The 10,543-nt window shown below is 65.7% G+C and carries 7 protein-coding genes; 5 read left to right on the top strand and 2 right to left on the bottom strand.

Features of this window, described 5'->3' with window-relative positions:
* Nucleotides 1-152: 152 nt before the first annotated feature.
* Nucleotides 153-662: a hypothetical protein gene (locus YM304_RS20445; protein WP_154723577.1), complete on the top strand. Its 510-nt coding sequence runs from the start codon at nt 153-155 to the stop codon at nt 660-662.
* Between the two features lie 223 nt (nt 663-885).
* On the opposite strand, the gene YM304_RS20440 is transcribed toward YM304_RS20445, so the two are convergent.
* Complete coding sequence (locus tag YM304_RS20440; protein WP_041298481.1) at nt 886-1,851, bottom strand: hypothetical protein; 966 nt, start codon at nt 1,849-1,851, stop codon at nt 886-888.
* Nucleotides 1,852-2,145: 294 nt separating this feature from the next.
* Between YM304_RS20440 and YM304_RS20435 the strand changes: the two genes are divergently transcribed.
* Genes YM304_RS20435 through YM304_RS20420 form a run of 4 tightly spaced genes read left to right on the top strand, consistent with a single transcriptional unit; the run spans nt 2,146 to nt 9,560 of the window.
* Nucleotides 2,146-3,186 carry a hypothetical protein gene (locus tag YM304_RS20435; protein WP_015443635.1) on the top strand — a complete coding sequence of 347 codons (1,041 nt, stop codon included), beginning with the start codon at nt 2,146-2,148 and terminating at the stop codon, nt 3,184-3,186.
* Nucleotides 3,183-5,132, top strand: a complete 1,950-nt coding sequence (locus tag YM304_RS20430; protein ID WP_015443634.1) for an ATP-binding protein — start codon at nt 3,183-3,185, stop codon at nt 5,130-5,132. Before YM304_RS20435 ends, YM304_RS20430 begins: the two co-directional genes overlap by 4 nt.
* On the top strand, nt 5,132-6,520 hold the full coding sequence (locus YM304_RS25620) for a metallophosphoesterase family protein (protein WP_051071527.1): 1,389 nt from the start codon (nt 5,132-5,134) through the stop codon (nt 6,518-6,520). Before YM304_RS20430 ends, YM304_RS25620 begins: the two co-directional genes overlap by 1 nt.
* Nucleotide 6,521: 1 nt before the next feature.
* Nucleotides 6,522-9,560 (top strand): AAA family ATPase, encoded by a 3,039-nt coding sequence (locus YM304_RS20420; RefSeq protein ID WP_015443632.1) that lies wholly within the window; start codon nt 6,522-6,524, stop codon nt 9,558-9,560.
* 39 nt (nt 9,561-9,599) lie between these two features.
* On the opposite strand, the gene YM304_RS23285 is transcribed toward YM304_RS20420, so the two are convergent.
* A complete protein-coding gene (locus tag YM304_RS23285; RefSeq protein WP_015443631.1) occupies nt 9,600-10,517 on the bottom strand; it encodes a hypothetical protein in 918 nt (305 codons plus the stop codon).
* Between the last annotated feature and the right edge of the window lie 26 nt (nt 10,518-10,543).

The raw sequence follows: 10,543 nt of genomic DNA, 5'->3' as shown, positions 1-10,543 counted from the left end.
CCATCACGGTCGAACCCGGAGCCGACCGAGGCGTCTGGATTCGACGAGTTCGAGACGGAGATCATCACCCGGGACTCCTCGGGTGACTTCGTCACCGACTCTGCGTAGCACTGCTCGCACTGCCCACACGCCAGAACCATGAGGAGATTCGAATGAGTGACCAGAAGATTCCCGGATTCGTCGCCATGCCCGAGACACAGGTGTCCGGACGTTTGGCAAGCTCGCTGGGCACCAGTGGCTCGATGGTGCCGTGTGTGCTCGTCGCGCACTACATGCCGACGCATAGAGCCCTCGGATCAGCGGTCTACGTGATCGGAGCGGTTGGTCCCAGCGACAGCTCGTTCCCGTTTTGGCCTGTGGGCGGTGTGATCGTTGGTGACGGTTCGATGCAGTCGGTCATCACCGTCGACGACAATTTCTACAACTTCGAGAGCTACGGCGAACCCCTGGTATTCAAGGACTTTGAAGACCTCGACTTCGACTTCAACGAGGTCGATGATGCGGCGAGCCTGATTGACGCCACGCTGAGAATGGCGGCGGACCAGCTCGAACTGCACCCCTGGGACGACGAGGCGACGCAACAGTGTGTCACCGCTTCCGAGGGCTGGGACTTCTTCGACGAATTCATGGCCCTCGACCTGCAGGAGTTCCCCGACAAGTAGCGCTTGTTATTCTTCCTCGGCTTGCGTGGAGCGTCGGAACCACTTCTATAGTCGGCCCGTGGCGGGTTCTTGGGCACTGTTCGTCGACGCCGGCTGGTTCTTCGCGGCCAGCACGATCGAGATCGCTCCCGACGCACCTTGCCCGTACTGCGACACCGTCCACTGACACCACGCGAAACGACCTTTGCTGAGCTCGGGCGCGCTGACCTCGCGGTTGCTGCCCCTATCGGTCCGAAGCGGCGGAATCGCCGTCATCAAGAACCTGGAGGCGGAGTTCTTCAGCTGTACCCGAGAATCCCTGACACCAGACGCTGGTGTTGGCTTCGTCGAAGTTCGGGTCTCGACTCCCTACGGCGGCGACAAGATCCATCATTGCGCCCGGAGCGAGGCTGTCGCACTCGACGGACCAGGCCGTGTAGTCGCAGTCGGTGTAGTCCGTGGAAAGCAGCTCCCACAAGTAATCAACCGCATTCTCTCCGACGGACGGGGGACGACCGAAGAAGACGGTGGCTCGTTCTGCGAAATCGCCCCACAGGCACCCAAAGTCGTCGCTCCGAATCACGATGCCGGTGTAATCGGACGCGATTGTGAGCCAGTCCCTGGCAGGTATGAGGGCTGGTCCTGTGCCCCACAAGTCATGATCATCGACGCTGAAGCACCACATCTCGCCGTCGACCCAAACCTGCCAGTCGCCGTTCTCGTCGTACGGTTGGATCGCACCGACCCAACTCTCCGCGTTGATGTGCAGTGGCGGCGCAGCGTCATCGAAGCATTCCTCCCAGATAGGACCAATCAGCTTCGTCTCCCGGGATAGATGGAGACTGGGATCTTCGAAGACCTCAACCCATGGTCCGGTCTTGACCCCGGCCGAATCATCGATGATCGCAACCGTTCCATTGTCGGTGACGTTGGCCGGGTTCGGGCCGAGCTGCACGATTGCAACCCAGCCGTCGCTTGTTCTCTGAAAGCCGATGCTGTCGCTCGCTACCCCGCAAGACGCGGCAATGGCTGCCGACGCCCGTCGCGAAGCACCCTCCCACTTGGAGTCCATCTCACGCATGTACTCGGCAACGTCCGCTGCCGTTGCGGAGTCGACCTGGGGAGCACCTTGACTCGCTGACATTTGCAACTCCTCTTCGTGTCCATTGGCCGTGCGAATGCCAATGAATACTGCCAGAAGGATCGTCACGTGCTCCGGTCACGAGTGACCATGCGGTGGCCCGGCACTGGCGCGAGATGAGAGCCTGGCCTGAGCCGGTTGGCTAGCGCGTCGGCGGTGTCGGACGGGTTACGTCGTCGAACGCCGATCGGGCGTCCGAAAGGTTTGCTCCCAGCGAGCTTTCGCTGAAGACCACGCGGCAATTCGCCGCCGTAGAGCCTGGATGATCTGTGTTGCCTCGGCTACAACGGGTGTCAACCCTGTGACACCCGATGGGTACCGTGTCGAGTCCGACCCATCGCCTGGTTCGGAACCCCACGAACCATGAACCACGACGACACCATCACCGACGACACCGCCCCCGACGACGGCACCGAGGCGCTTCCGCCATCGACCGACCCCGCGTGGCGCGTCGTCACCGAGGCGTGGGACCCGGCGCACGGCAGCTCAGGCGACTTCGAGCTCGACGGTTCGGACTCCGTCACACGTGCTGAGCCCGGCGACCTCATCGTCGCTCGTGGTGCCGCCACCTCGGTTCCGCTCGCGTTCGTCGATGGGACTCGCCGTGTGGAGTTGACCATGTGGGCAGAGCATGCGACGACCGGTGATCGTGTCCCTGGTGTCGCCGGCGCCTACGCGGTTGGCGCGGCAATCGTCCGACCGAACGGAACCGCAGGCATCGCGGGGATCAGGGTCGGTCGCATAGCAATCTGGGGTGGCGGACACACCGGCGACATCGACGCACCGCGCAGCAAGTACCGGTGGGCCTCCACTCCGATCGCTGCACTCGACCTCGAGTCGTGCGCTGCGCACCTTCAGAACAGAATGCGGTTGGCCGAAGGCGACCTCGCTCTCCATGCGGCAGCAAATGGTTGGAACGTCATCTTGGACGGCCCGCTGAATCGCATCCGATCGCCGCACGGCAACGTCACCGGCTACGTGAAATCGCATCACCGGCGTCTTCTCCCGCCCGATGAACACGCACGGGTACCAGGCCTCGGCGTGGGAGAGCGCACTCGCGTGTTCGCAGCCGGAACCGACCGCTACACGTGCTACATGCGGGTCGGCAATCCAGCCCCGACGACCTCGCCGTGGACAGGAATTGCCCGCCTCGAGTTCCCCACCAACGAGGGCCTCGACGCCGTCGTTGCGCGCGCATCGCAATTCGCGTCGCTCATCCCCACCTATGCCGGCGTCCCGCACCGAGACCCAAGAGCGCCCGTCAACCTGACGCCGGTGCGCAACCTCGAGATGCGGCTCGCCCGTGAACTCGGACGATCCTCGCTTGCCGAGCGTGCAGCGCGAGAAGCAGTCGCTGGCCGAACGCGGCCGACCAACACACCGAACGGACAGGCAGCATCGTGACCGACAACGACTTCCCCTCAGCAGGCCACGACGTGCCTGCGACCGACAACGGCGAACGTGAAGTGGTGCCGCTGTCGACAGTTGATGATCTGACGGGTAGCGACCGGCGCAACCTGCTCGATGGACTGGAGGGCATCCCCGCAACGAACCGGGTTGGGCTCATCGACGCGTCCACCGACGCGTCGACGCAGACAGCCAACGTGCTCATCGACGAGAGCTGCGATCTCGCACTCGACACTTTTGTCGTCTCGGCACAGCGCCTCGTCGACGGCAGCGTCCTGTTCCACTACGGGATCATCAGCGAGGTGTCCGGGCGCATCGAAGGCGCCGAGATGACCACCGACACGGCCCGCTTCGCCGCCGCCACGCTGCCCGGGCAGCGCTTCCGGCGCGCCGAGGTCACCTGGATTCGCACGCACCCTGAGAAGTACCTGCCGCCGGCTTCGGGTTCGCCGATCTGGATCGCCGAGGACCTGCATCGGCGCCGCGCCCTTTTCGTCGACAAGATGGACGCCAACGAAGCCATTCCGATCGGCCTCGACATGAACAACCAGCCGGTGTTCCTCCCGTACAGCTTCCTCAATGGAGATCGCGGCGCGCATGCGTCGATCTCGGGCAAGTCGGGCGTCGCCACGAAGACCAGTTACGCGCTGTTCCTGCTCTACATGCTGTTCGAGACGAACAACGGCGTGACCGCCCGAGCCGGCAACCCGCACGACCGAGCCCTCCTCTTCTCGGTGAAGGGCTCCGACCTGTGCGTCATCGACAAGGCGAACAACCGCTTTCACGCCGACGACGAGATGGGCGCAGAAGCGATGGACCAGTGGGAGGCCCTCATCGGCACCCGCAACCCGGCGCCGTTCTCCGATGTCGGCGTGTTCGCTCCCGCCCAGGACGCGGCGCCTGGTGCGGAAGCCGTCGCCGAGATCTCGGTTCGCGACCGACGCGACACCCACGCGTACGGGTGGTCCCCCGCTTCGTTCGTCACCCAGGGGCTGCTCGAGTTCGTCTTCGACGACCTCGAGTCGGGCCAGTTGTCGTTCATCGAACAGGTCGTGCGCCTCCAACTACTGCGGTGGGCGTGGCCGCTCGCCGGAGACACACAGGGTCGGATCGTCTTGGCGAACCCCGACCTGCAGCCCGGCGATCCCGTCCCCTCCACCTGGGAGTCGGCTTCTCGCCACTGGCGCACCGTCAAGCGTGACGGCCTCCCGGCCGGTGATGGCCTCGTGGTCACGTCCCTCGACGACATCGTCGAATTCGTCGCCGATCGTGTCCTCGATTCTTCCGCAGCATTCGACCCTGCCTGGGTTGGTGGAGTGAGCCAGGGAACGTGCCAGGCATTCGTGCGTCGGCTGTGGAAGTCGACTCCTCGGTTGCGTCGCCTGATCCGCGCTGGCCTCACCGAAGTCGAACTCGAACAACAGGTGTCGGTCATCGACGTCCACGTCCTGCACACCGACGCGCAACGGTTCGTCGTGGCCGCAGTTCTCGCACGGGTCTGGTCGCAACACGAGAACTCCACGGCACCGGGGCGGACGTTCGTCGTGCTCGACGAGTTGAACAAGTACGCGCCACGCAACAGTTCGTCGCCGATCAAGTCGCTGCTCGTCGACGTCGCGGCGCGCGGCCGCAGCCTCGGCGTGATCCTCATCGGCGCGCAACAGAACCCGTCGGGCGTCGACCGCGACATCACCAACAATGCCGCGCTCGAAGTCGTCGGGCAGATCAAGGCGTCGGAAGCATCCGAGCTGGGGTTCCTGCCGCCGACGATGCGCGCTCGCGCCCAGATCATCGCGCCGGGAACGATGATCACGAACCAGCCGCTGCTCCCCGCTCCCGTTCCGATCCGGTTCCCCTACCCGCCATACGCGACGCGTTACGCAGAAGTTCTCGGCGGCGCTGACGATGCCGAACGGGCCGAATCGTTGCTGGACGGCATGTGATGAACACGAGCAGCGACATCACGCCGCGGCCCGACGCCGCGACACGCATTCTCCACACATCCGACTGGCATCTGGGCGTCACCGTCCGGAACGAGTCTCGCCACACCGACCACGACGCCGTCGTCGATGAGATCGTCGCCATCGCGGCGCGAGCACAGCCCGACCTGATCGTGCACACCGGCGACCTCTTCCACGGCGGGCGTCCGGGCATGGCGGACTTCGGTCGGGCGATCAGAGCGCTCCGAGCGCTCGGCGACATCGCACCGGTCGTCGTCCTCGCCGGCAACCACGACTCGGCGATCGCACTCGAGACGCTCGGCACCGCGGTGAGCGACCCCGTTCCCGAGCTCGCAGCCGAGGGTCGCTACGACCCGAACGCACCCAGCCCGGCCCGGATCCGCGTGGTTGCCCGAGCAGCGAACGCATCCAACGGTGGCGTCGCCACGTATCCGACCGCTGCCGGCGGAAAGCTGCGCTTCACGGGCCTGCCCTTCGTCCACCAGAACCGGATCGTCGGAGATTGGGCTGACATCCTCGCCCAACACGCGACGTACACCGACGGCATCCGGAAGATCTGCGACCTGCTTGCGAACAGCGCCTTCGAATCGTTCGACACGGCCAACGACGTAGCGGTCTTCGCCTCGCACATCCACGTCGACGGGGCACGAACATCGAGCGAACGAGAAGTGCACGTGTCCGACGCCTATGCGACCGACCCAGCGCACCTCGAAGCTCGCTACGGCTACCTGGCGTTCGGGCACATCCACATTCCACAGGCCATCGCTGATGGCCGAGGTCGCTACGCCGGGTCGATCATCCAGGTCGATTTCGGGGAGGCCGGTGAGACGAAGCAGGTCGTCGTGGCCGATCTCACGCCGGGGCGACCGACGCGTATCCACGACGTCGAGCTGAGCGCAGGCCGCCGACTTCGTCGCGTGTCCAGCCCCATCGGCTCGCTCGCCAAACTGTCCGACGATCTGGGCGATGCGATCGTCGAGGTCACCGTCACCGCCGAACCCGACAGCACCGCTGTGGTGTTCAACCCCAATGCTGAGCTCGGAGAACACGACTCATTGTCCAGTGCTGTCGCCGCGGCATTGCCCGACGCGACCATCGTCGGTGTGATCGATGCACGACGTCCACGGTCTGACACGGCCGACCAGATCGAGATCCCCGAGAACACCGAGACCGTGTCCGAGATGTTCCGAGGGTGGCTGCACGACAGCGGCGGACCACTGTTCGAGCGGCATGCCACGACCGGCGCCGCCTCCGGCGAACGGGTGGCGGAACTTTTTGACGAGATCCACCACGCTGTCGGCACCGACACCGACATCGCCATCGCCGAACTCGAGCAGATGCGCGCCCTCGACGCGGAACTGGGGAACTGAGATGCGCCCGGTCAAACTTCGCTTCTCCGGCCTCCGTTCGTACCGTTCGGATGCCGAGATCGACTTCGCCGACCTCGACCTGTTCGCCATCATCGGCGACACCGGCGCCGGCAAGTCGACGATCATCGAGGCACTCTGCCTCGCTCTCTACGGGAAGAAGTCGTGGTCCGGAGGCATCAGCACCACCGACTTGATCGCGGACGGTCAAGACGTGATGCGCATCGAGCTCGAGTTCGTCGCTGACGACCACCCGTGGAAGGTCACCCGCGCTCGGCAACGCAACGGATCCTCGCCAGTCGACAAGCTCGAATCGCTCGATCGATCGGCGCCGAACGTCGACCAATCCCGGCCGGTCACCGACAAGATCGAAGAGCTGATCGGGTTGAACCTGCAGCAGTTCACCCGCGCTGTCGTCATGCCGCAAGGCCGTTTCGACGAACTACTCCAGGCGACGGAAACCGAACGCAACAAGATCCTCGCGTCGATCCTCGGCCATGGCGACCTCGAAGCGGTGCAGCGCGAGGCGCGAAACATCCGCGACGTCGTCGCGCCCCGAGCAGATGTTCTCCAGGGTGCTCGAAGTCAACTGCCGGCCGACCCGACGGCCGCTCGCGACGCGGCTCGGATGGCGGTCGATGACGCTGAGGCCCGTCGAGCTTTTCTCGCTGAACGGTCCGGTCGGCTCGCTGAACCAGCGGGACGCGCCAGCGCGCTCGCAGCAGCGCTGCCGACATTGGCCGCTGCTCTTGCCGCAGTCCCGGCGTTCTCCGTCGACCCGGCTGCCGAAGTCACGGGACTGGCAACGCGTTGTGGTGAACTCGAGGTCCAGCTCACCGATGCCCGTCGAAGGGCAGAGACCGAGCGCACACGCGTGAGCTCATGCGACAGCGAGATCACCGAAGCGCTTGCCGGGTTCAGCGATCGTGACGTCGTTCTCACGACCAAGCTCCGACTCGATGAGGCAGCCCGAGATCTCCCCGGCGATCTCTCGCACCTTGCCGATGCGGAGCGAGTCGTGGCTGAACTCGAGGCTGACCCACCGTCGCCGACGGTCGACCCGGAGCTCGCTGTCGAGCTCTCTGAAGCCACAGCCAAGCGCACAACCGCTGAAGCCGCCCTGCAGACCGCTCACCATGACGTGGCAGCGGCCCGAGCGTCGTGGGAGAACCTGGTGCAGGCCCGCAGCGATGAGGCGACCGCGGCCGCAGCGGCGACCGAACTCGATGCCGACGAGGCAGCCAAGGCCGAGACAGCGGCAACGTCGCAGCGGGAGGTCGAGCGGTGCGCAGGGCTCGTCGAACGCGCTCGCACGGCTGTTTCGCACGCCGAGCAGGCGAACCGCGTGGCAGCGATCGCTGGCGATCACCGACCGGGTGACGACTGTCCGGTGTGTTCGCAGGAACTGCCCGAGGGCTTCCACGTCGCCGGCGCGGCGGACCTCGACGCAATCAAGCTGGAACTCGCCGACCTGGTCGGGGCGCACCGCAACGCAGACGCGGCGGCGCGTGCTGCCGTCGCCGATCACGTGGCCGCCGTGGAACGTGCGTCGAACGCCTCACGGCGACAGGCCGACGCGTCTCAGGCCGTGACCGCAACGCTCGAGCGGGCCGAGTCACTCGGTGTGGACACGAGCGCCGAGACCGAGGACGAGGCCCTGCATCGTCTGCTCACCGAGGTGTCGGCGTCGCAAGCGCTTGTCGACGCCGCTGCAGAAGCAGAGCGGGTTGCTCGCAGTGCTCTCGACGGCGCTGAGGGGGAACGGAAGCACCGCGTCGAGAGCTACCAACAGGAACTCGCTCGCGCTCGGAGCGCGGTGGCCGCGGCCGAAGAACGCGTGGCACGTCACACACAACGATGTGAAGGACTGCCACTCCGATGGGCGCCGAGCGACTCGGACCGTCTCGATGCTGAGATGCTCGCAGCGATCGCCGGACGGCTCGACGACACGCTGGTGGAGATCGATCGCCTGAGCGGGGAACGAGACGAGGCGCAGGCAGCAGTGGTCGCTGCCGAGAGCGACGCATCGCGGATCGCCGCCGAGATGACCGAGCACGTCGTCCGACCGGCAGAACGCTCGGTGCGCTCCACGGTCGACCATGTCGCTGCTGTCGCCGCCGCCTGCCGGACCGCGAACTCTGCTGCCGCCGCTCTCGAAGTCGATGCGATCGACGTTCCCGGCACCGCCGGACTCCCGGCCGATGTCACGCCGTCGGCGATCCCGACACTCCCACCAGCGGTGGCCGCCGTCCTGGAGCGCGCAACGTCGGCGCTCGACTCCGCCCGGGACCTCGCACAGCGAGCCCGTGTAGCCCATGACGATGCGGCAGCGGCCGTGACCGCAGCCCTCGATGCAACCGACTGCGCGTCTGCCGGTGAGCTGCACACGGCGCTCTCGCTTGCCGAGAACCACCTCGAACGCCGACGCGACGAGTTCGACGCCATCGATGCTCAGGCCACCGAGGCCGAAGCGATCGACGCCAAGCTGGCCGTGGTCGTGCCGCTGCGCGAGAACCTCGATGTGCTCGTCGCGTCGCTCGCCAACCGTCAGTTCGTCGACCACCTACTCAACCTGCGCGAGGCCGAACTGCTCGCCGAAGCATCTCGCCGCCTACGCGACATCTCGGGTGATCGATTCGCGTTCGCGCCGGAATTCGGTGTCGTGAGCACGGCCTCAGGGCAGGTGCGAAGTCCCGACGCGCTCTCTGGTGGGGAACGGTTCCAGGCGTCCCTTGCACTCGCGCTTGCGCTCGTCGAAATTGCATCTCGTGGCGGCGGCCGCCTCGATGCCGTGTTCGTGGACGAAGGATTCGGGTCACTCGATGCGAACGCGCTCGACGACGCGCTCGATGCGCTCGGCAAGGTGGCTGGCGGAGGCAAGATGGTCGCGCTGATCTCCCACCTGCGTTCCGTGGCCGAGTACGTCGACACCGTGATCCACGTCAGTCGTGACGACGTTCTTGGATCCTCACTCACACTGCTCACCGAGGGCGAACGAGATGCTCTGCTCTCCGACGACATGCAGGCAGGCCTGACGACCTAGCGACACGGCGAGCGCTGTGCAGCTGATGCTCGGCGGGGTCTACACGGCCGTCGTGACGGTGAAGTCTGTCGTTTCGCCAGACTTCTGCCACGCCACGCTCGCTCCGACGTATGCACAGAGAGCGATCAAGTCGTCGTGGGGTTGGCGCGGAAGCAGCACACCGATCGACCACTCTCCAACAGCGTGGCGTCGATAGTCGAACAGTTGGCCGATGGCGAGCCGGACCGCGTTCCGCCCGACCTCGCTCTTTGCTTCCCAAAGCGTGGTCGTCGTGGTGTCGACCAGGTCCGATCGGAGCTCGCTCGACTCCAGCTCGTAACGGTGGCTGCCGACCTCATGCCCCTGTGCGCGAAGCCAGGAACCGAATCGCTGGACCAGCGCAGCTTCACGCCGGGTAGCCGTGCGCACGGCCGAGTCAACGGACACCTGGAAGTCGTGACCGGACGACTCTTCGAGCGGGAACAGCGGCTGGGACCCAGGACTGTTCGTCGCGGGGAGTTTGACCAGAGCTCGATCAGCGGCGCTGGCCAGCGCATCAGTGTCTCCGCTGTACTGGTTCCACGTCTCCACGTCACCGCGACTGCCCCGCTGCATTCCGACGCCGACATGCTCGGGATCGAGCGCGGCGAAGTTGGCGAGCTTGAGCGACACGCCAGTCGGGTTGCGAAAGGTCTCGCTAACGGCACCGGTCGCAGCGAGGTGTGCATCGCGAAGGCGTTCCGACAACGCGATCAGTTCAGGATCGCGTTTCGACACCATCCCGCGCCGGAGATACAGCTCCAGGGCAAGGATGCGTTCGGACTCAGACCACGGCGGGTTGGCGTGCTTCGGCAGGACGGCCTCCGGGGCGTCGTTCGGGCGTTGATCCCATCGACAGTACGTCCCGATTTCGATCGATGACGAGGCGCGTCGGGCCTCAGCTCGCAGCGCGATCTGCGGTGGCGCCCGTTCTCGCACGACCGGGTTCGAGGGGTATGCCAGGA

This window comes from Ilumatobacter coccineus YM16-304 (assembly GCF_000348785.1).
Taxonomy (GTDB): domain Bacteria; phylum Actinomycetota; class Acidimicrobiia; order Acidimicrobiales; family Ilumatobacteraceae; genus Ilumatobacter_A; species Ilumatobacter_A coccineus.
Note: the sequence above shows the minus strand (reverse complement) of the source record. Positions and strands in the feature narration are given on the sequence as shown.